The sequence below is a fragment of the Aldersonia kunmingensis genome, assembly GCF_001646865.1.
In the GTDB taxonomy this organism is placed as follows: domain Bacteria; phylum Actinomycetota; class Actinomycetes; order Mycobacteriales; family Mycobacteriaceae; genus Aldersonia; species Aldersonia kunmingensis.
In genome coordinates this window covers 17,149-41,349 of sequence record NZ_LRRB01000324.1, presented here as the reverse complement: position 1 = coordinate 41,349, position 24,201 = coordinate 17,149, and the positions used below count along the sequence as shown (strand labels likewise).

At 67.3% G+C, this 24,201-nt stretch carries 22 protein-coding genes; 10 read left to right on the top strand and 12 right to left on the bottom strand.

What is annotated here, in order from left to right; all coding sequences use genetic code 11:
- Nucleotides 1–133 precede the first annotated feature (133 nt).
- Nucleotides 134–1,339 carry a DUF885 domain-containing protein gene (locus A8G08_RS25895; RefSeq protein ID WP_068280803.1) on the top strand — a complete coding sequence of 402 codons (1,206 nt, stop codon included), beginning with the start codon at nucleotides 134–136 and terminating at the stop codon, nucleotides 1,337–1,339.
- 104 nt (nucleotides 1,340–1,443) lie between these two features.
- On the opposite strand, the gene A8G08_RS25890 is transcribed toward A8G08_RS25895, so the two are convergent.
- Entirely contained in the window at nucleotides 1,444–1,893 is a 450-nt protein-coding gene (locus A8G08_RS25890; RefSeq protein ID WP_068280876.1) for a PaaI family thioesterase, read from the bottom strand.
- A 103-nt stretch (nucleotides 1,894–1,996) separates the two neighbouring features.
- On the opposite strand from A8G08_RS25890, the gene A8G08_RS25885 reads away from it, so the two are divergent.
- The 5 genes from A8G08_RS25885 (at nucleotide 1,997) to A8G08_RS25865 (ending at nucleotide 7,314) form a co-directional block, all read left to right on the top strand.
- On the top strand, nucleotides 1,997–2,578 hold the full coding sequence (locus A8G08_RS25885; RefSeq protein WP_084436885.1) for a TetR/AcrR family transcriptional regulator: 582 nt from the start codon (nucleotides 1,997–1,999) through the stop codon (nucleotides 2,576–2,578).
- Between the two features lie 24 nt (nucleotides 2,579–2,602).
- Nucleotides 2,603–3,898 carry a serine hydroxymethyltransferase gene (gene glyA / locus A8G08_RS25880; protein ID WP_068280797.1) on the top strand — a complete coding sequence of 432 codons (1,296 nt, stop codon included), beginning with the start codon at nucleotides 2,603–2,605 and terminating at the stop codon, nucleotides 3,896–3,898.
- A gap of 374 nt (nucleotides 3,899–4,272) precedes the next feature.
- Complete coding sequence (gene phoH2 / locus A8G08_RS25875; RefSeq protein WP_425394598.1) at nucleotides 4,273–5,628, top strand: RNA 5'-3' helicase PhoH2; 1,356 nt, start codon at nucleotides 4,273–4,275, stop codon at nucleotides 5,626–5,628.
- A gap of 95 nt (nucleotides 5,629–5,723) precedes the next feature.
- Complete coding sequence (locus A8G08_RS25870) at nucleotides 5,724–6,407, top strand: L,D-transpeptidase family protein (protein ID WP_068280795.1); 684 nt, start codon at nucleotides 5,724–5,726, stop codon at nucleotides 6,405–6,407.
- A gap of 103 nt (nucleotides 6,408–6,510) precedes the next feature.
- Nucleotides 6,511–7,314: an acyl-ACP desaturase gene (locus A8G08_RS25865; RefSeq protein WP_068280794.1), complete on the top strand. Its 804-nt coding sequence runs from the start codon at nucleotides 6,511–6,513 to the stop codon at nucleotides 7,312–7,314.
- 10 nt (nucleotides 7,315–7,324) lie between these two features.
- On the opposite strand, the gene A8G08_RS25860 is transcribed toward A8G08_RS25865, so the two are convergent.
- From A8G08_RS25860 to glpX, 4 genes are all read right to left on the bottom strand, one after another.
- Nucleotides 7,325–7,744 carry a limonene-1,2-epoxide hydrolase family protein gene (locus tag A8G08_RS25860; RefSeq protein ID WP_068280790.1) on the bottom strand — a complete coding sequence of 140 codons (420 nt, stop codon included), beginning with the start codon at nucleotides 7,742–7,744 and terminating at the stop codon, nucleotides 7,325–7,327.
- Nucleotides 7,745–7,792: 48 nt separating this feature from the next.
- A complete protein-coding gene (locus tag A8G08_RS25855; RefSeq protein WP_068280789.1) occupies nucleotides 7,793–9,190 on the bottom strand; it encodes a class II fumarate hydratase in 1,398 nt (465 codons plus the stop codon).
- Between the two features lie 20 nt (nucleotides 9,191–9,210).
- Nucleotides 9,211–10,863, bottom strand: a complete 1,653-nt coding sequence (locus tag A8G08_RS25850) for a fumarate hydratase (protein ID WP_068280786.1) — start codon at nucleotides 10,861–10,863, stop codon at nucleotides 9,211–9,213.
- A gap of 66 nt (nucleotides 10,864–10,929) precedes the next feature.
- The gene (gene glpX, locus A8G08_RS25845; protein WP_068280784.1) at nucleotides 10,930–11,970 is read right to left on the bottom strand and encodes a class II fructose-bisphosphatase; all 1,041 of its coding nucleotides are present in this window, start codon (nucleotides 11,968–11,970) and stop codon (nucleotides 10,930–10,932) included.
- Nucleotides 11,971–12,114: 144 nt separating this feature from the next.
- Between glpX and A8G08_RS25840 the strand changes: the two genes are divergently transcribed.
- Nucleotides 12,115–12,681, top strand: a complete 567-nt coding sequence (locus A8G08_RS25840) for a DUF4245 domain-containing protein (protein WP_068280783.1) — start codon at nucleotides 12,115–12,117, stop codon at nucleotides 12,679–12,681.
- Between the two features lie 163 nt (nucleotides 12,682–12,844).
- On the opposite strand, the gene A8G08_RS25835 is transcribed toward A8G08_RS25840, so the two are convergent.
- From A8G08_RS25835 to A8G08_RS25820, 4 genes are read right to left on the bottom strand one after another with little or no spacing between them, the layout of a single operon-like run.
- A complete protein-coding gene (locus A8G08_RS25835; RefSeq protein WP_068280782.1) occupies nucleotides 12,845–13,348 on the bottom strand; it encodes a pyridoxamine 5'-phosphate oxidase family protein in 504 nt (167 codons plus the stop codon).
- 36 nt (nucleotides 13,349–13,384) lie between these two features.
- Nucleotides 13,385–13,609 (bottom strand): exodeoxyribonuclease VII small subunit, encoded by a 225-nt coding sequence (locus tag A8G08_RS25830; protein ID WP_068280780.1) that lies wholly within the window; start codon nucleotides 13,607–13,609, stop codon nucleotides 13,385–13,387.
- Between the two features lie 2 nt (nucleotides 13,610–13,611).
- Nucleotides 13,612–14,898 carry an exodeoxyribonuclease VII large subunit gene (gene xseA / locus A8G08_RS25825; protein ID WP_068280778.1) on the bottom strand — a complete coding sequence of 429 codons (1,287 nt, stop codon included), beginning with the start codon at nucleotides 14,896–14,898 and terminating at the stop codon, nucleotides 13,612–13,614.
- Nucleotides 14,895–15,446, bottom strand: coding sequence for a lipid droplet-associated protein (locus A8G08_RS25820; protein WP_068280775.1), 552 nt, complete (start codon nucleotides 15,444–15,446; stop codon nucleotides 14,895–14,897). Before A8G08_RS25820 ends, xseA begins: the two co-directional genes overlap by 4 nt.
- Nucleotides 15,447–15,567: 121 nt before the next feature.
- Between A8G08_RS25820 and A8G08_RS25815 the strand changes: the two genes are divergently transcribed.
- Nucleotides 15,568–16,581, top strand: a complete 1,014-nt coding sequence (locus A8G08_RS25815; RefSeq protein WP_068280770.1) for a 4-hydroxy-3-methylbut-2-enyl diphosphate reductase — start codon at nucleotides 15,568–15,570, stop codon at nucleotides 16,579–16,581.
- A gap of 92 nt (nucleotides 16,582–16,673) precedes the next feature.
- Here the strand turns inward: A8G08_RS25815 and A8G08_RS25810 are convergent, their stop codons facing one another.
- Nucleotides 16,674–17,507 (bottom strand): DUF6542 domain-containing protein, encoded by an 834-nt coding sequence (locus tag A8G08_RS25810; RefSeq protein ID WP_157108809.1) that lies wholly within the window; start codon nucleotides 17,505–17,507, stop codon nucleotides 16,674–16,676.
- Nucleotides 17,508–17,596: 89 nt separating this feature from the next.
- A complete protein-coding gene (locus A8G08_RS25805; RefSeq protein ID WP_068280767.1) occupies nucleotides 17,597–18,766 on the bottom strand; it encodes a DNA recombination protein RmuC in 1,170 nt (389 codons plus the stop codon).
- A gap of 103 nt (nucleotides 18,767–18,869) precedes the next feature.
- Here A8G08_RS25805 and A8G08_RS25800 point away from each other — a divergent pair, with 103 nt between their 5' ends.
- The gene (locus A8G08_RS25800) at nucleotides 18,870–20,060 is read left to right on the top strand and encodes an exonuclease SbcCD subunit D (RefSeq protein ID WP_068280766.1); all 1,191 of its coding nucleotides are present in this window, start codon (nucleotides 18,870–18,872) and stop codon (nucleotides 20,058–20,060) included.
- Complete coding sequence (locus tag A8G08_RS25795; protein ID WP_068280765.1) at nucleotides 20,057–23,044, top strand: AAA family ATPase; 2,988 nt, start codon at nucleotides 20,057–20,059, stop codon at nucleotides 23,042–23,044. Before A8G08_RS25800 ends, A8G08_RS25795 begins: the two co-directional genes overlap by 4 nt.
- On the opposite strand, the gene A8G08_RS25790 is transcribed toward A8G08_RS25795, so the two are convergent.
- On the bottom strand, nucleotides 22,995–24,173 hold the full coding sequence (locus A8G08_RS25790; protein ID WP_068280764.1) for an AI-2E family transporter: 1,179 nt from the start codon (nucleotides 24,171–24,173) through the stop codon (nucleotides 22,995–22,997). The genes A8G08_RS25795 and A8G08_RS25790 overlap by 50 nt on opposite strands.
- Nucleotides 24,174–24,201: the final 28 nt, after the last annotated feature.

Here is a 24,201-nt window from a genome sequence, read left to right as displayed (position 1 = left end):
CCGCGCGCTCCGCTCGGATCGGCACCTGTCGCATAGACGGATTGTGCTCGTATCGCCGTCGGTGCGTGCTGCCAGGGTCCGTGCACGCTCGTCGGGATGCCCGCCCGCCGGGTGTGGCGATAGTGTCGCGGGCATGGAGTCCGAGGTTCTGGTTCGGGAGTATCTGCAGCTTGGGCTGGCGTTCGATCGCCTCGAGGAGGGGTTTGTCGACGCGTACACCGGCGACCCGGAACTACGCCGTGCGGTGGAGAACGCGCCCGCGCCGGACCCGCGCGAGTTGGCGCACCGGGCCGTCTCGTTGCGCCGAGAGCTCGACGGTTCCGGGCTGCCTTCGCAGCGCGCCGAGTTTCTCGACGTGCACCTGCGCGCGCTGGAATGCTCCGCGCGCAAGTTCGCCGGCGACGAGATCGGTTTCGTCGACGAGGTCGAGGCCTACTTCGACGTGCGTATCGAGCCGGGCGACGAGGCGGACTACCGCGAGGCTCACCGACTGCTCGACGAGGTGCTCCCGCACGGCACCGGCGATTCGCTCGCCGAGCGGATGGCCGCGCACCGTAAGGCCGACGAGATTCCGCCGGAGCGTCTCGCCGAGTGCGTGGAGGCGTTCTCGAGTGCGCTGCGCGATCTGGTGCGCGCCCAGTACCCGCTGCCCGAGACCGAGCGGGTGACCTATGAGGTGGTGGGGGACAAGCCCTGGTCGGGCTTCAACTACTACCTCGGCGACTTCCAGTCCAAGGTCGCGATCAACTCGGACCTGAAGCAGTACCTCGCGGGGCTACCGCACCTGATCGCGCACGAGTCGTACCCGGGCCACCACACCGAGCACTGCCGTAAGGAGGCCGGCCTGGTCGCGGGCGGTCAACTCGAGCAGCAGCTGTTCCTGGTGAACACCCCGCAGTGCTTGATGGCGGAGGGTCTCGCCGACCTCGCGCTGAAGTCGATCGTGCCGTCGAATTGGGGGATGTGGGCGCAGGAGATCTACGCCGATCTCGGGCTGCGGTTCGATGGCGAACGGGCCGAGGCGATTTCGAAGGCGTCCGCGAAGTTGCTCGGCGTGCGCCAAGATGCCGCGCTGCTGCTGCACGACCGCGGCCGCAGCGCCGATGACGTCGCCGAATTCATCCAGCGCTGGTCACTCGCCACGCCCGAGCGGGCCCGGCAGCAGTTGCGGTTCCTGTCGTCGCCGCTTTGGCGCGCGTACATCAGCACGTATGTCGAGGGGTACCGGCTGCTCGGTCGCTGGCTCGATGCCGCTGCCGATGCCGACGAGCGCGTGGACCGGTTCGGCCGCCTGCTCGACGAGCCGCTCACCCCCGGCGCCCTGCGCAGCCAGGTCTAAAGCGCTCGTGTTTGGGCACTAACGGGCGCGAAACTTGTTCCCGGGTGCGAAGTTTCGGCCCCGTTTACACAATTTGCACCCGCGAACGGCCAGAACTCAGCCCGTCAGCGGAAGATCGCGCAGGTCGTTGTGCCGTGCGCGACGAGCCGGCCCTGCTCGTCCACGACCCGGCCCTCTGCGGTCGCGGTGGTACGGCCGACGTGGATGGTCGTGCCCGTCGCGGTGAGTCGGCGGCCGTCGATCGGGACCGCGCGGATGTAGTTCACCTTGAGCTCGAGCGTCGTGTAGCCGACCCCGGCGTCGAGCGTGCTTTGCACCGAGCAACTCATCACCGAGTCGAGCAGGGTCGCGCAGATCCCGCCGTGTGTGGTGCCGAGCGGGTTGGCGAAATCGGGCCGGGTGGTGACGCCGAATACGACGCGGCCGTGCTCGACCTCGTCAATTTCCAGGCCGAGCAGGTCGCCGATGTAGGGCGGGCGACCCTCGAGGTCGATTGCGGTCCGCAGCAGTTCCAGTCCGGAGAGCTTCGTGAGATCGATCGCGGAAGTGGTCATCAGTTGCTCCTTTTCGGTGAACCGATCGGTCCATGTCTGGCATAATTGGAACATGGACCGATCGGTTCACGCAAGGCGCGCTGAGGCGCAGGAGGATGAACGAATGGCAAACCGGGAGCAGGGGCCGCGCGAGCGGCTGATCGACGGCACCATCGCGCTCGTCCGTGAGCAGGGCGTGCACGGCACCGGGCTTGCCGAATTGCTCGGCCGCACGAACACCTCGCGAAACTCGCTCTACCAGCACTTTCCGGCGGGTAAGAGCGAACTCGTCGCGGCGGCCACTGTCGTGGCCGGCGACCGGCTGTCCGGGATCATCGACAAGATCACCAGCACCGGCGGCCCGGAGGACTGGGTGGTGGCCCTCACGAGCTATTGGCGCCGCGGGCTCCCGGCGACCTCTTATGGCATGGGCTGCCCGATCGTCGGCGCCGCACTCGCGGGATCGGAGCCGGACGTGCAAACCGCGGCGGCCGGTGCGTTCACGGCGTGGATCGCCCAGCTCGAGGGCGCCTTCATCCGCGAAGGAATCGCAGCCGACCGGGCCCGCTCGTTGGCGAGTTTCGTGATCAGTTCTATCGAGGGCGCGATCATCGTTGCCCGTGCGCGTAAGTCCACCGTGCCGCTCGACGACGCCGAGGCGAACCTGCTTGCGCTGTTACGGTCCGATCCCGCTGCAAGCGACTGACGTGCGCCCACATAAACTGAGCCCGTGACGCAGACGACCTCCTCCATCCTTTCCCAGTCTCTCGGTGAGCTCGATCCCGAGGTTGCTGTCGCGATGGCGGGTGAGCTCGCCCGCGAGCGCGACACCCTCGAGATGATCGCCTCGGAGAACTTCGTGCCGCGCGCGGTCCTGCAGGCGCAGGGTTCCGTCCTCACCAACAAGTACGCCGAGGGTTACCCGGGTCGCCGCTACTACGGTGGCTGCGAGCACGTCGACGTCGTCGAGGATCTGGCCCGCGATCGCGCGAAGGCCCTGTTCGGCGCCGAATTCGCCAATGTGCAGCCGCATTCCGGCGCGCAGGCCAACGCCGCGGTACTGATGGCGCTGATGAACCCAGGCGAGAAGCTGCTCGGCCTCGACCTCGCGCACGGCGGCCACCTCACGCACGGCATGCGCTTGAACTTCTCCGGCAAGCTGTACGAGGTGCACGCCTACGGCGTCAGCAAGGAAGACCACCGCGTCGACATGGACGAGGTGCGCAAGATCGCCCTCGAGGCGCGCCCGAAGGTGATCGTCGCGGGCTGGTCGGCCTACCCGCGTCACCTCGACTTCGCCGCCTTCCGCGAGATCGCCGATGAGGTTGGCGCGTATCTGTGGGTCGACATGGCGCACTTCGCCGGTCTCGTTGCCGCCGGTCTGCATCCCTCGCCCGTCCCGCACGCGGACGTTGTGTCCTCGACTGTGCACAAGACCCTCGGCGGCCCGCGCTCGGGCATCATCCTGGCCAAGCAGGAGTTCGCCAAGAAGCTGAACTCGGCGGTCTTCCCCGGCCAGCAGGGTGGCCCGCTCATGCACGCGATCGCCGCCAAGGCTGTCTCGCTCAAGGTCGCCGGCACCGAGGAGTTCAAGCAGCGCCAGGAGCGCACGCTCTCGGGTGCGAAGATCCTCGCCGAGCGGCTCACCGCCGATGACGTCGCGGCCAAGGGCATCACCGTGCTGACCGGTGGCACCGATGTGCACCTGGTTCTGGTGGACCTGCGCAACTCCGAGCTCGACGGCCAGCAGGGCGAGGACGCGCTGCACGAGGTCGGCATCACGGTGAACCGCAACGCGGTGCCGTTCGACCCGCGCCCGCCGATGGTCACCTCCGGCCTGCGCATCGGCACCCCGGCGCTCGCCACCCGCGGTTTCGACGACGCGGCGTTCACCGAGGTTTCCGACATCATCGCCGCCACGCTGACCGGTTCCTCGGACGTCGCGACGCTGCGCGGCCGCGTGTCCGCGCTGGCCAAGCAGTACCCGCTCTACGACGGTCTGGAGAGCTGGAACCTGCTCGGCTGAGCCAGCCGAAATCTGATCGCACGGCGTCGGGCCGGGGCAGTTGCCCCGGCCCGACGCCGTTGCCGTATCGGCGATAAATCGCAGGTCGGAGGCCTGGCCACCAGATCCTCACGCGCGCCGTTCCATGCGTGTTGCACCCGCTTAATAAGTTGTTCACTCGACACGCCTCTGTCCAACAGGCCGACACGCGGAACAGGTATTAGCGTCGGCGGTACAGGTAGCGGGGAAGCCGCCTGTGCGGGAGGTCCTGATCGTGACTGAGCTACTCAGTTCGAGGGGGCCGGCACCCGGCCCTTGTGTCAGCTGACACAACAGGACGGACCGGCCCAGCGAGTTGAGTTTGTGCGGGTGCCGCGCAGGCGAAGGAGCCTCACGTGACTGCTACACGCTCCGTTCCCGACACCAACGGACACGCGGGGGCCACCCCCGCCGCTGGCATCAAGACCTACGTTCTCGACACGTCGGTGCTGCTGTCCGACCCCTGGGCCGTCATCCGCTTCGCAGAGCATGAAGTGGTACTGCCGTTGGTCGTCATCGGTGAGCTGGAAGGCAAACGTCACCATCACGAACTGGGCTGGTTCGCCCGCGAGGCGTTGCGCATGCTCGACGATCTCAGGCTTTTGCATGGACGACTCGATAAACCGGTGCCCATCGGCACCGAAGGCGGAACGTTGCACGTCGAGCTCAATCACACCGATCCGATGGTGCTGCCGGTCGGGTTCCGCACCGACACAAACGATTCCCGAATCCTGGCCTGTGCCTTGAATCTTGCCGGCGATGGTCACGACGTGACGCTGGTGAGCAAGGACATTCCGCTGCGAGTGAAGGCCGGTGCGGTGGGTCTGCCCGCCGACGAATACCACGCACACGATGTGGTGCCGTCGGGCTGGACCGGGATGGCGGAGCTCGATGTGGCCTCCTCCCAGGTGGATTCGCTCTATGCCGAAGGGATCGTGGATGTCGACGATGCGCGAGAGTTGCCTTGTCACACCGGTATCCGGCTGCTGAGCAGTTCGTCGAGCGCGCTTGGCAGGGTCACCGCGGACAAGCGGGTGCAGTTGGTGCGCGGCGAGCGTGAGGCCTTCGGACTCCACGGCCGCTCCGCAGAACAGCGCATCGCGCTCGACCTGCTGCTCGACGAGAGCATCGGGATCATCTCGCTCGGTGGCAAGGCGGGCACCGGCAAGTCGGCGCTCGCGCTGACGGCCGGGCTCGAGGCGGTGCTGGAGCGGCGCACCCACCGCAAGGTCGTGGTCTTCCGCCCGCTGTACGCCGTTGGCGGACAAGAACTCGGCTACCTGCCGGGCTCCGAGAGCGAGAAGATGGGGCCGTGGGCGCAAGCCGTCTTCGACACCCTCGATGGGCTCGCCAGCCCGGAGGTGATGGAAGAGGTCATGAGCCGCGGCATGCTGGAAGTCTTGCCGCTCACGCACATTCGCGGCCGTTCGCTGCACGACTCGTTCGTGATCGTCGACGAGGCACAGTCGCTCGAACGCAATGTGCTGCTCACCGTGCTCAGCCGGCTCGGGTCCGGATCGCGAGTGGTGCTCACGCACGATGTCGCGCAGCGTGACAATCTGCGCGTCGGGCGGCACGACGGCGTGGCGGCTGTCATCGAGAAGCTCAAGGGCCACCCGTTGTTCGCGCACATCACGCTCACCCGAAGCGAGCGTTCGCCGATCGCTGCGCTCGTGACCGAGATGCTCGAGGAATTCGGCCCCAACTCGTAACCAACCCGACGGGAGAGCGCCGGGAAGCGCATCACGGTCGGGACACGCCGAGGTAACTTGCCAACGGTCATCTCGGCAACGTCGCACCATGAGATATGCGCAAACGTGTTCTTGCAGCGCTGATCTTCCCGGCGCTCCTCCTGCTCGGTCTGTCCACGGCCCTGCCCGCGAGCGCCGCGCCCCTGCACCGGGTGCCCGCCCAGTCGGTGGGCGGGCCGTGGTTCGAACCCCAGGTGGGCGTAGCCCTGCAGGTTGTCTCTGTCGAAAGCACCGGCGGCAGCCGCGCGAACGTGACGGCGTGGCAACGCACCTTGACCGGCTGGCAGCCGGTGGTCGGGCCGGTGCCGGGCTGGGTCGGGTCGCGGGGCATCGCGCCTGCGGCTCGCGATGGGATCCCGGCAACCCCGGCCGGAGTGTTCTCGCTCGGCCCGGTCTTCGGGACGGCCCCGCCGCCGGGTGGGTTGCTGCCGTACCGGCGGATCGGAGGGAACGACTGGTGGGTCGGCGACGCGCGTAGCCCGCTGTTCAACACCCACCAGGTCTGCGCGCCGGGCCGCTGCCCGTTCAACGAGTCGGCGAGCGAGAACCTCCAGATCCCGCAGTACGAATACTCCGTGGTCATGGGTGTAAACCCGGGCCGCGTGCCGGGCGGGGGATCGGCGTTCTTCATGCATCTCACCGACGGCACGCCGACGCTCGGTTGCGTCGCGCTCGATCGTGGGCCGCTTGTGCAGATCATTCGCTGGCTCGCGCCCGGTGCGGTGATTGCCATCCGCTGATTGGGACTACCGTTCCAATTTATTGTTTGTGTGAGCTACCGCACATCCGCGAGCCGAGACGGCTACCGTGGGCGGGGTGCAGACGCTAACCGATCATGAGCTCATGGATGCGCTCGCATTCGAGATCGAGCTCAATTTACGTCGCCACGTTGAGGCCGCCGATATCTGGCAGCCGCACGAACTGATCCCCTGGAGTGATGCGCGAAGTTTCGCGGCGATGGGTGGCGAGGATTGGGCGCCCGAGCAGTCCACGCTCGGTGAGGTCGAGAAGCTCGCGCTGACGGTCGGGGTACTGGTCGCCGACAACATGCCGTCCTACCACCGTGAGATCGCCCGGAACATGTTCATCGGGGTGTGGTGGCGCTGGGTCAACCGATGGACAGCGGAGGAGTTCCGGCACGCGGTGCTGCTGCGGAACTACCTGGTGACAACTCGCGCGGTGGATCCGGTCGAGCTGGAACGCATTCGGATGCAGGCGATGACCGACGGCTACAACCACCAGCCGATGCACCTGATCGAAATGCTGACGAACTGTGCCTTCGAAGAAGCCGCGTCGGCGCTGCGCCATCGCAACACCGCGGCCTTCACGAGCGACCCCGTCGTGGCCGCAATCTGCAATCGCATAGCCCTGGACGACGAGCTGCAGAGCGAGCTGTTCGCGGACCTCGTCGCCGCCGCGTTGAAGCTCACGCCCGAACAGACGGTGGCGGCGGTCGCCAGCCGGATACCGCAGTTCGTGGTGCCGATGGTCGAACTGCCCGGACGCGACGCCGTTGCCGAGCTCGCCGATGCGGGTATCTACGACCCGCGCCGGGAGCCCGAGCTGGTGTTCGCCCCGCTACTGCGGCGCTGGAATATCGCGGAACGTCCCGAGTTCGCGGAGCTGCTCGCGGGCGTCGGGTCGTAAACCCTAGGGGCTATCGCGACCGCAGAGCCGCGATCGCCCCGACCGCGATTCCGCGGATGGCATCGGCATAGCTGAAGTGGTCGTGCCACAGCACGACCTTGCCGTTGCGGAGTTCAAACGTGCCACAGGCCCAGAAGCCGGCCTTGAACTTGCCCTTGCCCATGTAGTCGGTCCGCTCGGTCAGCACGACGTCGCCTTCGCCGGCGATGTGGTGGATATCGACCGCGAAGAACGTGTTGTAGCGGTCCATCGACGCAAACGCCTTGCGGACACGGTCGATGCCGCGGATGGTCGGAATCCCGGTGTTGCGCCACTCGATATCGGGATCGGCCAGCGCGAACGCGCCGTCGACATCACCGAGTTCGAGCAGTTTCAGGAAATTGCGGACGGTGCTTACCGCATCGACGTTCAGTTCGGTTGCTTCGCTCATGTGGGTGATCCTCCCCTGATCCGGATGTGCAGCCGACGATAGTCCGGGCTACTTGACCTTGGCCATGCCGAGTACGTCGAGGCGGCGGTCGAGCTCCTCCTCCGACAGCTTCTCGCCGATCAGGCCCCGGTCGATCACGGTCTGCCGGATCGTCTTCTTCTCCTTCAGCGCCTGCTTCGCGACGGCCGCAGCCTCCTCGTAACCGATCGCGGAGTTCAGGGGCGTGACGATGGACGGTGAGGACTCGGCGAGCGTCCGCAGCCTGTCGACATCGGCGACCAAACCACTGATGCAGCGGTCGGCGAAGAGCCGAGACACGTTGGCCAGCAACGTGAACGACTCGAGCAGGTTGCGCGCCATCATCGGGATGTAGACGTTGAGCTCGAATGCGCCCGATGCGCCGCCGAAGGTCACCGCCGCGTCATTGCCGATCACCTGCGCGGCGACCTGCGTAACCGCTTCGGGGAGAACGGGATTGACCTTGCCCGGCATGATCGAACTACCGGGCTGCAGATCGGGCAGTTGCAATTCGGCGAGGCCGGTGAGCGGGCCGGATCCCATCCAGCGAATGTCGTTGGCAATCTTGGTCAATGAGACCGCGATGGTGCGCAGCGCACCGGATGCCTCGACCAGACCGTCGCGCGCCGCTTGGGCCTCAAAATGATCCTTCGCCTCGGTGAGCGCGTCGATTCCGGTGGTCGCGACGAGTTGCGCAACCACCTTGGTTCCGAAGCCATCCGGGGCGTTGAGACCGGTGCCGACCGCGGTGCCGCCGATCGGCAGTTCGCCGAGCCGGGGGAGCGTGGCCATGACCCGCTCGATACCCGCCTCGATCTGGCGCGCATAACCGCCGAACTCCTGCCCGAGCGTCACCGGCACCGCATCCATCAGGTGGGTGCGGCCGGACTTCACGACGTTTTTCCACTCGACTGCCTTATCCAGCAGTGCAAGCCGCAGGTGCTGCAGCGCGGGCACAAGATCCTTCACCGCGGCCTCGGTCGCGGCGAGGTGGGTAGCGGTCGGGAAGGTGTCGTTGGACGACTGCGACATGTTCACGTGGTCGTTCGGGTGCACGTCGATACCGGTTCGCGAGGCGATCGAGGCGATCACCTCGTTGGCGTTCATGTTCGAGCTGGTGCCCGAACCGGTCTGGAACACATCGATGGGGAACTGATCGTCATGCCGGCCCTCGGCGATCTCGTTGGCCGCCGCAATGATCGTGTCGGCCAGCGGGCCGTCGAGCAGCCCGAGGTCCTTGTTGACCTGAGCGCACGCGGCCTTCAGCTGACCCATCGCGCGGATCTGGGTGCGCTCGAGCGGCCGGAAGCTGATCGGGAAGTTCTCCACGGCCCGCTGAGTCTGGGCCCGCCACAGCGCGTCGATCGGAACGTGCACCTCGCCCATGGTGTCGCGCTCGATGCGGTACTGCTGATCGGATTCGCTCATGAACCCGACATTAGGCGCGATCAGCTACGGACGGGGATGCTCCGGAACACGACCGACTCCTCGGTGGGGTTCGCGAAGAAGTCGTTGCCCTTGTCGTCCACAACGATGAACGCGGGGAAGTCCTCGACCTCGATGCGCCAGACCGCCTCCATGCCGAGTTCGGGGTACTCCAGCACCTCGACCTTCTTGATGCAGTCGAGCGCGAGGCGAGCTGCGGGGCCGCCGATCGAGCCGAGGTAGAAGCCGCCGTACTTCGCACACGCATCGGTGACCTGCTGGCTGCGGTTGCCCTTGGCCAGCATCACCAGCGAGCCGCCCGCAGCCTGGAACGCTTCCACGTAGGAGTCCATGCGTCCCGCGGTGGTGGGGCCGAACGAGCCCGACGCGTAACCGTCCGGAGTCTTGGCCGGACCTGCGTAGTACACCGGGTGGTTCTTCAGGTACTCGGGCATCTCGCCGCCGCCGTCCAGCAACTCCTGGATCTTCGCGTGCGCGATGTCACGCGCCACGACGAGCGTGCCGGTCAGCGAAAGCCGGGTCTTCACAGGGTATTTGGTGAGCTCGGCGCGGATCTCGTCCATCGGCTGGTCGAGGTTGATCTTCACCACGTCGTCGTCGAGGTGCTCGTCGGTGGTTTCCGGCAGGTACTGGGCCGGGTCACGCTCGAGCTGCTCGAGGAACACGCCCTCGGCGGTGATCTTCGCGACCGCCTGGCGGTCCGCCGAGCAGGACACCGCGATCGCCACCGGGCAGGACGCGCCGTGGCGCGGCAGCCGGATGACGCGCACGTCGTGGCAGAAGTACTTGCCGCCGAACTGCGCACCGATGCCGATCGTCTTGGTCAGCTCGAAGACCTTCTCCTCGAGGTCGAGGTCCCGGAAGCCGTGCCCGGTCGGGGAGCCCTCGGTGGGCATCTCGTCGAGGTAATGCGCCGAGGCGTACTTCGCCGTCTTCAAAGCGTGCTCCGCGCTGGTACCGCCGACCACGATCGCGAGGTGGTACGGCGGGCAGGCCGACGTCCCGAGGCCGCGGATCTCGGTCTCGAGGAACCGCAGCATCGCCTTCTCGTTCAGGACCGCCTTGGTCTTCTGGTACAGGAACGACTTGTTCGCGGAACCGCCGCCTTTGGCCATGAACAGGAACTTGTAGGCGTCCCCGTCGGTGGCGTACAGCTCGATCTGCGCTGGCAGGTTCGAGCCCGTGTTCTTCTCTTCCCACATGGTGATGGGGGCCATCTGGGAGTAGCGCAGGTTGAGCTTGGTGTACGCGTCGTAGATGCCCTGCGACAGCGCTACCTCGTCACCGCCCTCGGTGAGAACGTTCTGGCCGCGCTTGCCCATCACGATCGCCGTGCCGGTGTCCTGGCACATCGGCAGCACACCGGCGGCGGCGATGTTCGCGTTCTTCAGCAGGTCGAGCGCGACGAACTTGTCGTTCGCCGACGCTTCCGGGTCATCGAGGATCCGGCGGAGCTGCGCGAGGTGAGTCGGCCGCAGGTAGTGCTGGATATCGTGAATCGCCTCGGCGGCGAGCTTGCTCAGCGCCTCCGGTTCCACCTTGAGGAAGGTGCGGCCCGCCGCCTCGACGGTGCTCACTCCTTCCGAGGTCACCAGCCGGTAGTTCGTGGTGTCCGGGCCGGTCGGAAGAAGTTCGGTATAGGCGAATTCGGGCAACGTTCTCGCGTCCTCGTTGAGTGGGCTGTCTCGGTGAGTGAGCTGTGTGTCGAAACGGAGTTTCGGTTACGGCATCGGCGGCGCGGCGGTCTCGTCGCCCAAGAAGTCGACGGCCGAGAACTCGCGCAGCTTGGTGAGCCGGTGGTACGCGTCGATCATCCGGACGGTGCCGGACTTGGAGCGCATCACGATCGACTGCGTTGTCGCACCGCCACCGCTGTAGCGAACACCGCGCAGCAGATCGCCATCGGTCACGCCGGTCGCTGCGAAGAAAACGTTCTCGCCGCCGACCAGGTCCTCGGTGAGCAGCACGCGGTCGAGGTCGTGGCCGGCGTCGATCGCCTTCTGGCGCTCCTCGTCGTCCTTCGGAGCGAGCCGGCCCTGCAGCGCGCCACCCATACAGCGCATCGCGCAGGCGGCGATGATGCCCTCGGGGGTACCGCCGATGCCGACCAGCATGTCGGTACCGGCGCCCGGACGGGCCGCAGCGATTGCGCCGGCGACGTCGCCGTCGGTGATCAGTCGAATGCGCGCACCGGTGTCACGGACCTCCTGAATGATCTGCGCATGCCGGGGACGGTCGAGGATGCAGACCGTGATGTCGGAGACCAGTTCCTTCTTCGCCTTCGCGACGCGGCGCACGTTCTCCGCGACCGGGGCGGTGATGTCGATGGCGTCGGCGGCATCCGGGCCAACCGCGATCTTGTCCATGTAGAAGACGGCCGACGGGTCGAACATCGCGCCGCGCTCGGCGACCGCGAGGACGCTGATCGCGTTCGGCATGCCCTTGGCCATCAGGGTGGTGCCGTCGACCGGATCGACCGCGAAGTCGCAGTCCGGGCCGTCGCCATTGCCAACTAGCTCGCCGTTGTAGAGCATCGGCGCCTCGTCCTTTTCGCCCTCGCCGATCACGACGATGCCGTTCATGGAGACGCTCGAGACCAGCTGACGGATCGCGTCGACGGCCGCGCCGTCGCCGCCTTCCTTGTCACCGCGTCCGACCCAGCGGCCGGCAGCCATCGCGCCTGCCTCGGTGACACGCACCAGTTCCATCGCAAGGTTGCGATCTGGTGCCTCACGGCGGCTCGGTGTGCTGCTGGTCGTCATAGTGCTTGGGCCTCCTGGGGCGTCCGCGCAAGGCAAGGGCGAGTCAAGCGTGATTGTCTCATCAGGCGCTCGACGGACCGCCTGTGGGTCACTGCCCGCGGTGCGGGATTGGGTCGCCTCCAGGCCATACGGGATACTGGACCCGTGGCAAACGACAAACCGCGGATTCTGCACAACCAACGGGACATGATGCTTTCCCTGATCCCGCTGGCGCTGATCTGCCTGGTGTTGGCCGGCGCCGCAAGCATGTGCAGCTTTGCACCCTTCGGCGCGAAGAGCGGGCCGGTGCCCAACTTCGACATCGACGCGGCGCTTATGTCCGACGCTTCCGAGCTGGACTTCCCGATCCGGAACCCGCAGGTGCCGGGCACCTGGCAGGCCAACTCGGGCGGTCGGACCACCCTCACCGACGAGGGCGGTGGCGAGGTCAGCACGGTTGGTTTCATCACCAATCACGACCGCTACGTGTCGCTGACCCAGACCGACGCCACCGAAGAGGCACTCATCCCGGCCACGGTCGGCAAGCGCGCGGCGACGGGCACCGAGCAGGTGGCGGGCAAGACCTGGGTGGTCTACGACCACCGGGGCAGCGAACCCGCCTGGGTCACCGATCTCGGCGGGGTTCGGGTGTTGATCCGAGGCTCCGGCACCGCGCAGGAGTTCACCGAACTCGCGACCGCGGTCCAGCAGGCGCAGCCGCTCGAGCGGTAGCTCGCGCTCCCTTTCCCGGGTACAAATCTATTAGCCGGGGGCAATACTTCGCACCCACGAACACAATTCGCACCTGTGAGCGCAAGCCAATGGGGGCAAACCTTGTTCCTGCGTGCGAAATTTTCCCGTATAAACACAATTCGCCCCCGTGAGGCGCCTGCGTTCAGGACGTCGGCGAGGTAAATCGCCAGCGCGTGGGCCGCTCGATTTCGCCGATCCAGCCGAACGCCACCTCGGGATCGAGCACGAACACCGGGCCGCCCTGACCGTCACTGCTGCGAATCTCGTCCCCATGCGGGGTCATCGGGTAGTCGTACTTCGTGCTGTAGACCTCGCACATGCGCTGCACTGCGTCGGGTTCGTGGTGTACGGGCCGGGCCCGGCCCTCGACGATCACCACCGATTCGCCGTCGTCGATATGCACCTCGTACGCGTCATTGGTTACGAGGTTGGTCCGCGCCAGTGAGCCCGTGCTGTACCAGAGGGCGTTGTCGAGCCACACGGCCCAGATCGGCCGCGAGTGCGGCCGTCCGTCGGGGCGGGTGCTCGAGATCCAGAAGTTCCGTGCCGCATTCAGCCGCTCTTCCGCCCACGACCACGGCAGCAGGTCGGTGTTCTCGGTCTGGATGCCGAACATGATCGGCGCGGACGGGCGCGGATCGCTCACCGGTTCACGGTATCGCGCACTCCCGAGGGATCTCCGCTATTCGGAATCGTTGGTCTCGGCCTCTTCTGCAGTTCCGAGGGCACGCTCGATCCGCGCCCGGGCACCAGCGAGGTGTTCCTCGCAGCGCTTGGCGAGCGCCTCGCCGCGCTCCCACAATTCGAGCGAGGCATCCAGGTCGAGGCCGCCCTGTTCGAGCGTCCGCACCACGTCGGCGAGTTCGTCGCGGGCCTGTTCGTACCCGAGTTCGGAGATCTCGGTCATGTTTATCGACTCCCAGATTTGTCGGGGCCAAGCGAGGCGGCGGTGACGGCACCATCGGCGACGCGGATGCGCAGCTGCGCGCCGGGCGGTGCGTCGGCGGCGGTGCGGACCACGTGCGGATCCTCGATACCGACCCGCTGCACCACGGCGTACCCGCGCGCGAGCGTCGCCGCCGGGCCGAGGGTGGCCAATCGTTCCCTCTGGTGGCGAGTGGTGGTCTCTTCCTTGTCGAGGCTGCGCAGCACGTCGCGCCGGGCCGCCAGACGAAGCCGCTCGATCTCCTCCTCGCGGTGGTGCAGCTGACCAAGCGGGTCGGCGAGTGCCGGCCGGCTGCGCATCTGTGCGAGCAGGCGAGACTCGCGCTGCACCCAGCCGCGCAGCGCCGCCGCAGCACGGTCGCGCAACTCGCGCACCCGCGTCTCCTCCGCAGCGGCGTCCGGCACGATCCGTTTCGCTGCATCGGTCGGAGTGGCCGCGCGCAGATCGGCGACGTGGTCGCACAGTGGCGAGTCCGGCTCGTGCCCGATCGCGCTGACGACGGGAGTGGTGCAGGCGACGATCGCGCGGCACAGGGTCTCGTCGGAGAAGGGCAGAAGATCCTCGACACTGCCGCCGCCGCGGGCGAGCACGATCACGTCGACGTGCGGGGCACGGTCGAGTTCGGCGAGCGCGGACAGTATTTGCGACACCGCGGTCGGGCCCTGCACGGCAGTGTTGCGAATCTCGAATCGCACTGCCGGCCAACGGGTTCGGGCGACCTCGAGGACATCGTGCTCGGCTGCCGACGCGCGCCCGGTGATCAGCCCGACGGTGCCGGGCAGGAACGGAATCGGGCGTTTGAGCCGCGGATCGAACAGCCCCTCGGCAGCGAGCAAGCTGCGCAGGCGTTCGATTCGCGCGAGCAACTCGCCAATGCCGACAGCGCGAATCTCAGTGATCCGCAACGAAAGTGAGCCGCGGCCGGGGAAGAAGGACATTTTGCCGAAGACGATGACGCGAGTGCCTTCACGCAGTGGCACCGGCGCATCGCGGATCAGCTCCGGAGTGCAGGTCACCGGAAGCGACATGTCCGCCACCGGATCTCGCAGCACGAGAAACGCGGTCCGAGTGCCCGGCCGGATTTTGATCTCGGTGACCTGACCCTCCACCCAGATGCTGCCGAGCTTGTCGATCCACTGCGAGACCTTGTTGGAGACCGTGCGAACCGGCCATGGCTGCTCGGGTGAGTTGGCCACCTTGGTGCGCGGGGACCCGGACGGTGCCGGGGAATTGGGGGTGCCCTGGGTCACTTGGCCTTCGCGGACGCGATCCGATTCTCGAGCATGGTCTGGAACGGCGCACGGGCCAGCGTCTTGGCCTCGTACTCGAGCAGCGCGGTGAGGTCCTCGACGGACAGCGAGCGCAGCCGTGCACGCAGCTGGGCGAGGGTGAGGCTGCCGTAGTCCAGGTACTGCGCGATCTCGGGCTCGGCCACGCCACCGTTCGTCGACTCGACGGTGCCGGGCTCATCGGCGGGCGACACGGGCGGCATCGAGTACAGCGCGAATCGGCCGGCCGCGCTGTCCAGGTTGTCGGGCAGGTCCGAAGCCTCGATGTCCTCGTCGAAGGTGGCCCACTCGGGCTCCTCGACGCGTTCGCCCGTGAACTGGCTCAGTACCTCGTCGCCCTTGATCGCGAGGCTGGTGACGAACTGCTGGAAATGCATCGCGGTTTGCAGGACCTGGCTGATGGCCGTCATGGGCAGCGTGATGGCCTGCGAGGGCAGCTTGCGGGACTCTTCGATCACGTAGACGGCGGCTCCGGTCGCGACACGGGCCAGATACGGAGGACGGACCATAACGCATAGAGTGCCTGATCGGCATCGGTTTTGGTAGTTGGCCCGCCGATTCATCTCAGCCCACAGCCCAGGGGAGCTGCGGATTCGGGGTTGCACAGGGGGCGACCCGTATTCTGATGGCATGTCTTCTGCTGTTCCTCTGAATGTCGGCATCGCGGGATCCGCGAGTGCCGGTCCGACGACTGCGAACGGCGGCAAGCGGGTGCTGCTGGCCGAGCCGCGTGGCTACTGCGCGGGAGTCGACCGCGCCGTGGAGACCGTCGAGAAGGCGCTCGAACGGCACGGCGCGCCGATCTACGTGCGCAAGGAGATCGTGCACAACCGGCACGTGGTGGAGACGCTGAGTGAGCGCGGCGTGGTTTTCGTCGGTGAAACCGACGAGGTTCCCGAGGGTGCGCTGCTGGTGTTCTCGGCGCATGGAGTGTCGCCGGCGGTGCACGAGGCCGCCGCGGAGCGCAATCTGCGCACCATCGACGCGACCTGCCCGCTGGTGACGAAGGTGCACCAGGAGGCGAAGCGATTCGCCCGCGACGACTTCGACATCCTGCTGATCGGCCACGAAGGGCACGAAGAGGTCGAGGGCACTGCCGGTGAGGCGCCCGACCATGTGCAGCTCGTCGACGGCCCCGACGCGGTCGATTCGGTCATTGTCCGGGACGAGTCGAAGGTGATCTGGCTGTCGCAGACCACGCTGAGCGTGGACGAGACGATGGCCACGGTCGCCCGGCTGCGTGAGCGGTTCCCGCTGTTGCAGGACCCGCCGAGCGACGATATCTGCTACGCCACGCAGAACCGCCAGGTCGCTGTGAAGGCGATGGCGCCGGAATGCGACCTCGTCATCGTGGTGGGCTCGCGCAACTCCTCGAACTCGGTCCGGCTCGTCGAGGTCGCCCTCGGTGCCGGTGCGAAGGCCTCTTATCTCGTGGATTACGCGCGCGAGGTCGACCCGTCCTGGCTGGACGGTGTGCAGACGGTGGGCATCACCTCGGGCGCATCCGTTCCGGAGGTGCTGGTGCGCGGCGTGATCGATCTCCTTGCGGACCACGGCTTCGCCGATGTTCAGCCGGTGACCACCGCGAACGAGACGCTGGTCTTCGCCCTGCCGCGTGAGCTGCGGCCCTCCGCACGAAAGTAACTCCGGACCAGTTCGCGCCCGCGCATCTCTTCGTGCGCTCGCGCATGCCTGGGCGTGCGCGGTCATTGCAGAAAGTGCGCGGTGATGCGGCCCTACTGGTCGCGGTAGCGCACCTGCGGCATCGGGTGCTCGGGTACGTCCGAAGCGGATCGTGCGGTGGGCATGCGAACGGTTGACGTCGGTGCCGGTCGCTGCGCGCGCTGTTGCGGTGTGCGGGCTTGCTGTCCGGTTGGCGTCCGCGGCTGCCGCTGAGTCGGCGCGTCCTGGCGCTGCCGAGGCGGTGTCTCCTGCCGCGGGTTGCCCTCTGGCTCGGTTCGCCGCGGCCGCGGGGCCGGTGCGTCCTGCCGTCGCCTCTGGGTCGGTGCCGCCTGCTGCTGGCGCTGAGTGGGCGGGTCCTGCCGCTGGCGCTGAGTGCCCGCAGGTTCGGTGCGCTGGCGCGAAGGCGTTTCGGGGCGGCTGGTCGATTCCGCCCGGGTGGTGTCCCGCGCGGGGGTGGCCGGTGAGGTCTGCGGCTGCGTCGCAGTCCGCGGTTCCTTGCTGCGGCGCTCGCTCGCGACTACCGGGCCACTGCGCTTCAGATATACCCGGTAACCACCGATGATCAGAGTGACCAATGTGGTGAACAGCATCAGCGGGAAGCGGTTGACCAACGGGATCGCCGCATTGAGTGCGATGTCCTTCGGGGAGACGCCACTGTCGTCGGACATGAACTGATACGCCACGGGCACGGCGATGAACAAAATCAGCGGTGGCTGGACAACCGCGGTGAACAGGCCGCGATAGCGAACCATGAGTGCCGCGACGATGCATCCGCCCAGGTAGAGCACTGAAAAGGTGCGGGTGAGTTCATCTCCGCCTGCCGCGCACAGCAGTACGCCGACGAGGGTGGCACCGCCCGCGATGAGCACCGCGGAGATTGCCGACACGCCCGGCACGTCCTGGAGTATCGACCGCTGAGAAACCGGTACTCCGGAGCGAGCACGTTGCGAGGATGGCACCCCACGACATTAACCGTTCAAGTTCGAAATACGTCGTTGGCATGTCCGTCGCCAACCCGGGGATCAGCGAACCCAACCGCGCGTGGCCACGAATCGACCTGCTGGATCGGCTCGACGTCGCCATCGAACAGGTCCATCTCGTTGAGCCTGCGTGCGGTGACCATCACACGCGTCTCCATCGACGCGACAGTGTGGTTGTAGGAGTCGACTGCCTTGCCGAGTTGCGAGCCGAGCCGGTCGAGATGCTTGCCCGCCGTGCCGAGGCGGCTGTACAGCTCGCGACCGAGCTGCTGGATGGTCGCCGCCTCGCGGGACAGCGCCTCCTGGCGCCAGGTGTAGGCAACGGTGCGCAGCAACGCAATAAGAGTTGTCGGCGTGGTCAGGATCACGTTCTTGCCGAAGGCGTAGTCGAGCAGTCCCGGATCGGTGGTGAGTGCCGCATCGAGGAACGGGTCTCCGGGAAGAAACAACACGACGAATTCCGGCGACGGGTCGAAGGACGCCCAATACGTCTTTCCCGCGAGCTGGTCCACGTGCGTACGAACGTGGCGCGCGTGCCGGGCCAGGTGCTCGTTCCGCTCGGCGTCCGTGCGGGCCTGCGCGGCGTCCAGATAACCGGCGAACGGCACCTTGGCGTCCACCACGATCTGCTTACCGCCCGCGAGGCGCACGACCATGTCCGGGCGGACACCATCGCCCACGACCTGGGTGTCGAAATCGCAGTGCCGCGTCATGCCAGCCAGCTCCACCACGCGCTCGAGCTGCAACTCGCCCCAGCGGCCCCGCACCTGAGGCGCGCGCAGCGCCGTGACGAGCTGACCGGTCTGATCGGTCAGCTGTTGCGAGGTGCGGTGCATGCCTGCGACCTGCTCACGCAGACCGGCGTAGGCCTCCATCCGGTTGCGCTCGACATTGTCGACCTGATCATTGAGTGCCCCGACGGCGACGCGCAGCGGACCGACCAATGCCTCGACCTGATCTCCGATCGCCGTAGAGTGACGCCGTGCCGAGTCCTCGCTCGCGGCACTGAGCGACTGCCGCAGCAGCCGCTCGTTCTCCTGCATCGCGGCCAGCCGCGCCTCTGCGCGGGCCGCGCGATCACCCGCGCGACTGGCATGTAGCAGCCAGCCCACAACGACTCCCACGGCCAGGGCAATGGCGAGAGCGAAAGCGGTCGCGACGGTCATGGCGAGCAGAATGCCCCATGCCACCGACAAGTTCGGTAACTGCGACGCGAAACGCCCCGAGACACAACGGGGTTTGTCGGTGTCATCTCCTACCGTCGAAGACATGCGGATTTTGCACACCTCGGATTGGCACATCGGTCGGACCTTTCACGGGGTCGACCTCCTTGCCGATCAGGCCGCCTGCCTCGACGCGATCGCCGAACTCGTGACGGCGCATGATGTTGATGTCGTTGTGGTTCCGGGAGATGTGTACGACCGGTCGATTCCAGGTGCCGACGCCATCGTCGTCTGCAACAACGGTTTCGAGGCCATCCGCGCTGCCGGCGCGGTCATCGTTGCAACCTCGGGGAACCACGATTCGCCCGCACGACTCGGCGCGGGCGCGCGTTTCGCGGCGGCCGGCGGGCTGCATCTGTTCACCACCGTCGCTGGTGTGGACCGGCCGGTGCTGCTGTCCGACGAGCACGGTGAGGTCGCCTTCTACGGCCTGCCCTACCTCGAGCCCGAACTCACCCGTGTCGAACTCGGTGTTCCGCAGGCACGTTCGCACGCCGAGATCGTCGATGCCGCGATGGCCCGCGTCCGCGCGGATATTGCAGCGCGCGACGGCATCCGCTCGGTGGTTCTCGCGCATGCCTTCGTCTCCGGCGCGGCCGCAACGGGATCGGAGCGGTCCATCTCGGTGGGCGGTGTCGAGACGGTCCCGGCCGCCTGCTTCGACGGCGTGGACTACGTGGCGCTCGGCCACCTGCACTCGCCGCAGACGGTCACCAGCCGGGTTCGCTACTCGGGCTCGCCGCTGCCGTACTCGTTCGGCGAGAGATCGCACCGAAAGGCTGTGTGGCTCATCGATTTCGACGAGTCCGGGCTGCAGTCGGTGCAGCGAATCGATTTGCCGCTGGTGCGAGGGCTCAGCCGGTTGAACGGTACGTTGGACGAACTGTTGGAATCGGCTGCCTACGCCGCGTGCGAGAGCCACTACATCTCCGCAGTCCTCACCGATGAGGTGCGGCCGGTGGATGCGATGCGCCGGCTACAGACTCGTTTCCCCCACGCGGTGCACATCGAATGGCAGCCCCCCGGCGGTCGGCCCGATCTGGCCTACCGCGAGCGGGTCGAGGGTCGCAGCGATCTCGATATCGCGCGCAACTTCCTCACCGACGTGCATACGGAGCCCAGTGAGGCCGAGCTCGGCTGGGTCGCGCAGGCGCTGGCCGCCGCAGTCCGCGAGAAGGCCGATCGCGGAGTTGACATCGACTCCGATTCGCCGGCTGCGCTGGCGGTCCCCGCGTGAGGTTGCACAAGCTCGAGATCACCGCATTCGGCCCGTTCGCCGAGACTGCCGTGGTCGACTTCGACACGTTGGGCGCGGACGGACTGTTCCTGCTGCATGGGCAGACCGGCGCGGGCAAGACGACGATCCTCGACGCCATCGCCTTCGCGCTCTACGGAACGGTTCCCGGAGCGCGCAAGGAAGCGAAGCGACTTCGATCGGATCACGCGCCCGTTGGTGTTGTGCCGAAGGTTGCCCTGGAGGCGACCCTCGGTGGTCGTCGCGTTCGGCTCGCGCGCAGCCCGGACTACGCCCGCCTCAAACGGGATGGGTCGGGGATGCGGACGCAGCCGGCCTCGGCAACGCTGACCTGGCTGGACGGTGAGGGGCAGAACCTCTCGCGAATTCCCGAGATCGGCGACGAGGTACTCCGGCTGGTGGGGATGAGTGCCGACCAGTTCTTTCAGGTGGTATTGCTGCCGCAGGGCGATTTCGCACGATTCCTGCGGACCGACAACGACGATCGCGAACAGTTGCTCGAGCGGCTCTTCGACACCGAACGCTTCGGCACCGCCGAGGAATGGCTAGCCGAAAAGCGCCGGAAGGGCGCGGCGGCGCTCGACGCCGAGCGCGCAGCGATCGACCAGCTCGTCGCGAAGGTGTGCCAAGCCGCCGAGGTCGGGGAGGCTTTGCCCGGCTCGCATGAGGAGCAGTTCGGCTGGGCAACAGGCTTATTGACGAACGCGCGCGCCGAGCTGGCGGTCGCGAGCGGCCGGGTCGAGACCTTCGGTCGCGATGCGGACGAGGCTGCGGACGAGCTTGCGCACGCGCGACGGATCGCGGACCTGCATCGACGTCGCGGGATTGCGCGCGAGCAATTGGACGCCTTTGACGCAGGCACGGCCGATCGCGCAGAGCGAGCCGCTGTGCTGGCGCGTGCGAACCGGGCCGTCCCTGCCTCGGCGGCTATTGCCGAGGCAGCCGAGGCACGCCGCGCCGCCGATGCCGCCGTGGATGTGGTTGCACGGCAGGCGGAACGGCTCGCCGGGATCGAGGGCGGCCTCGATGTGGAGGAACTCCCGGATCTGTCGGGTGAGTCGAGCCTGCGGCTCGACAACGAGATCCAAGCGTGGACAGCAGAACTCGGTCGACTCGGCGACCTCGTCGCTGAGGCCGACACAGCCGATCGGCTCGCCGCCGAACACCGGCAGTGTGTCACCGACGCCGAGCAGGCCGAGGCAACAATGGCCGCCGCTCGCGCGGCGCGAGCGGAGCTGCCCGAACTGATTGTCGACGCCGAGGCCGCGCTGGGCGCGGCACGCGAGGCTGCCGCCACGGTTCCTGCCCACACCGCCGACTGCGATCGCGCCAAGGCGGTCGCTGCGGCCGCAGTTGAGATGGCTGGGCTGCGCGCGAAATTGGAGAGGGCAGCAGTCGAATACGAGCGGCTGAGGGTCGCGCACAGCGATGCCCGCGAGCATGAACTCGACTTGCGCGAGCGTCGACTTGCCGGCATGGCGGCGGAACTGGCCGCTGGACTCGTCGACGGCGACCCCTGCCAGGTCTGCGGTGCCACCGAGCATCCCGCGCCCGCCGCGCCGATCGGTGACCCGGTTTCGGACGCCGAGGAGCACGCCGCGGTCGCGGCCGAACGTAAGGCCGCCCAGAAGCGCGATGGCGCCGGCGCTGTGGTGACCGAACTTCGGGGGCAAATCGAAGCCTGCGCCGCGCGCGGCGGCGACGGCGACCCGGCAGAGCTCGCGGCGCGGCTGGAGGAGGTCAGCCGACAGCTGGCAACAGCCAAGCGGCTCGCCGCCGAGGCGGAGCCCCGCGCTGTTCGCGTCACCGAACTGCGTGGTCGCGAAGAGGAACTCGGCAACGAGCTGCGTGCTCTCGGGCAGAAGTCGGCGACGCTGGAGGCGGTTGGCAACTCACTCGCCGTCCGACTCGCCGAACTGCGCGAGCAGCTGCGGGTGGCCGCGGGCGGCGACGAGAGCGTGCGGCACCGGCACGCCCGCATTGCTGAGCTCGTCGGCTCCGCGACCGACCTGCGCCGGTTCCGCGAATCGGCACGCAGCGGTTGCGATTCTGCGGCGGCGCTGGCAGCCCGCGCCGAGACTGTTCTGCGCGATGCCGGCTTCGCAGACGCCGACGAGGTGAGCGCGGCACATCGCGACACCAACTGGCTGAAGGACACGGAATACGCGATCGAGGCCGCGAATAACCAACGTGCGCATGCCGTTGCGGTGCTCGCCGAACCAGACATCGCCGCCCTGAGCGAGACCGAGCCCGCGGATGTGGACACGCTTGTCGAGCGCGTCACAACGGCAAAGACTGCGCACACCACCGCGGTGGCCGCCCATGCCGAGGCGCAGGGTCGGGCTCGGCAGCTCGAGGCGTTGACCGTGGAGCTATGGACGGCGGTGGATCGTTTCGCCCCGGTTCTGAAGCGGCAGGCAGAACTCACTGCCGTGGCCGACCTGGTCGCCGGCCGCGGCGAGAACACCCGGCGAATGTCGTTGCGCTCGTACGTGTTGGCTGCTCGCCTCGAAGAAGTCGCCCTCGCAGGCTCGGCGCGGTTGCGCCGGATGTCTGGCGGGCGATACGAGTTCGTGCATTCCGATGCCGCGGGCCCGCGCGGCAAGCGCGGTGGACTCGGGCTCGATGTGCGCGACGACTACACCGGCGAGGTGCGGCCCGCGAAGTCGCTCTCGGGCGGCGAGACCTTCCTGGCTTCCCTTGCGCTCGCTCTGGGCCTTGCGGACACCGTTGCGGAACATTGCGGCGGACGTGTGCTCGACACGATGTTCATCGACGAGGGCTTCGGCACCCTCGACAGCGAGACTCTCGACTCTGTGATGGGCGTGCTCGACGAACTGCGCGCCGGCGGCCGAGTGGTCGGCATTGTCAGCCATGTCGACGAGATGCGGCAGCGAATCCCTAGCCGCCTGCACGTCATTCGGGGGCGGGCTGGCTCTCGTCTGGCTCCTGCTGTGACTGGATAGCGTTTTCTGGTGCGTCGGGGTCCGGTGCGAGGAGATCGATCTGCTCGCCGATGTAGCGAATGATCACCGCCGCAACCGCGGCGACCGGAACGGCGAGGAACGCGCCCGGGATGCCGTACAGCGAGCCGCCCGCGGTCACCGCAAGCAGCACGATCACCGCGTGCAGCTTCATCGTTCGGCTCTGCAGCATCGGTTGCAGCAGGTTCCCCTCGATCTGCTGGACCGCGATGATGATGCCGAGCACGATCAGTGCCGTCGTGAGGCCGTTGGCCACCAGCGCGACGAGGACCGCGAGCGCGCCCGCCACGAACGCACCGACCATCGGGATGAACCCGCCGAAGAAGGTGATCACGGCGAGCACGAGAGCGAGTGGGACGCCGAGGATCACGAGGCCGGTGCCGATGAACACGGCATCGATGAGGCTCACCAGCGCCTGGGTGCGGATGAAGCCGCCAAGGGTGAACCACGACCTGATCGCCACTGCCTCGAGGTGCCGACCGCCCTTCGACCCGGCGACCGCGTGCATCCACGGCAGGAACCGCGGCCCGTCCTTGATGAAGAAGAACGACAGCACCAGCACCAGGAAGAACGTGATCAACACCGAGGTCGCCGTCGACACACCGGAGAAGACGCCGGACGCGATCTGGTCGGCGCTGGACTGCACGCGTGACACGATGGCGTCCCCGGCGGAGCCGAGTTGGTCGTCGTCGATGTTGAGGGGCGGGCCCTGCATCCACTCGCGCACCTTGTTCACGCCATCGGTGGCCTTGTCTGCCAATTCCGGCACCTGGTCGACAACCGACGGGACGATCAGCGCGATGACACCGCCCACGATCGCAAAGAAGCCCACCAATGTGATGCCCGCGGCGGCGCCGGGGCGCAACCCGAGTCTGGTCAGCCCGTTGGTGGGTGGCCACAGCACGGTGGAGACGACGATGGCGAGCAGCACTGGCAGCACGATCACCCACAGCCGGGCAAGGATGAAGCCGAGCACCCATGTACCAGCGGCAATTGCCACGATGCACAGCGCCCACTTGGCCACCCAGATCAGGCCCTGGCCGATCACGGCGCCGCGATCGGCTCCCGAGGAAGTTGTGGTTCCGTTGGGCTTCGAGTCTTCCTCGGTCACGCGCGATCCTTCCGGTCCGCCCCAAACC

Excerpts from the sequence above, each read along its gene's own strand:
- A8G08_RS25860 (WP_068280790.1), bottom strand. The coding sequence starts at position 7,744 with ATGAGCGAAGCAACCGAACTGAACGTCGATGCGGTAAGCACCGTCCGC.
- A8G08_RS25870 (WP_068280795.1), top strand. The coding sequence starts at position 5,724 with ATGCGCAAACGTGTTCTTGCAGCGCTGATCTTCCCGGCGCTCCTCCTG.
- A8G08_RS25800 (WP_068280766.1), top strand. The coding sequence starts at position 18,870 with ATGCGGATTTTGCACACCTCGGATTGGCACATCGGTCGGACCTTTCAC.
- A8G08_RS25885 (WP_084436885.1), top strand. The coding sequence starts at position 1,997 with ATGGCAAACCGGGAGCAGGGGCCGCGCGAGCGGCTGATCGACGGCACC.
- A8G08_RS25815 (WP_068280770.1), top strand. The coding sequence starts at position 15,568 with ATGTCTTCTGCTGTTCCTCTGAATGTCGGCATCGCGGGATCCGCGAGT.
- A8G08_RS25855 (WP_068280789.1), bottom strand. The coding sequence starts at position 9,190 with ATGAGCGAATCCGATCAGCAGTACCGCATCGAGCGCGACACCATGGGC.
- glpX (WP_068280784.1), bottom strand. The coding sequence starts at position 11,970 with ATGACGACCAGCAGCACACCGAGCCGCCGTGAGGCACCAGATCGCAAC.
- A8G08_RS25890 (WP_068280876.1), bottom strand. The coding sequence starts at position 1,893 with ATGACCACTTCCGCGATCGATCTCACGAAGCTCTCCGGACTGGAACTG.
- A8G08_RS25895 (WP_068280803.1), top strand. The coding sequence starts at position 134 with ATGGAGTCCGAGGTTCTGGTTCGGGAGTATCTGCAGCTTGGGCTGGCG.
- A8G08_RS25830 (WP_068280780.1), bottom strand. The coding sequence starts at position 13,609 with ATGACCGAGATCTCCGAACTCGGGTACGAACAGGCCCGCGACGAACTC.
- A8G08_RS25805 (WP_068280767.1), bottom strand. The coding sequence starts at position 18,766 with ATGACCGTCGCGACCGCTTTCGCTCTCGCCATTGCCCTGGCCGTGGGA.
- A8G08_RS25820 (WP_068280775.1), bottom strand. The coding sequence starts at position 15,446 with ATGGTCCGTCCTCCGTATCTGGCCCGTGTCGCGACCGGAGCCGCCGTC.
- A8G08_RS25865 (WP_068280794.1), top strand. The coding sequence starts at position 6,511 with ATGGATGCGCTCGCATTCGAGATCGAGCTCAATTTACGTCGCCACGTT.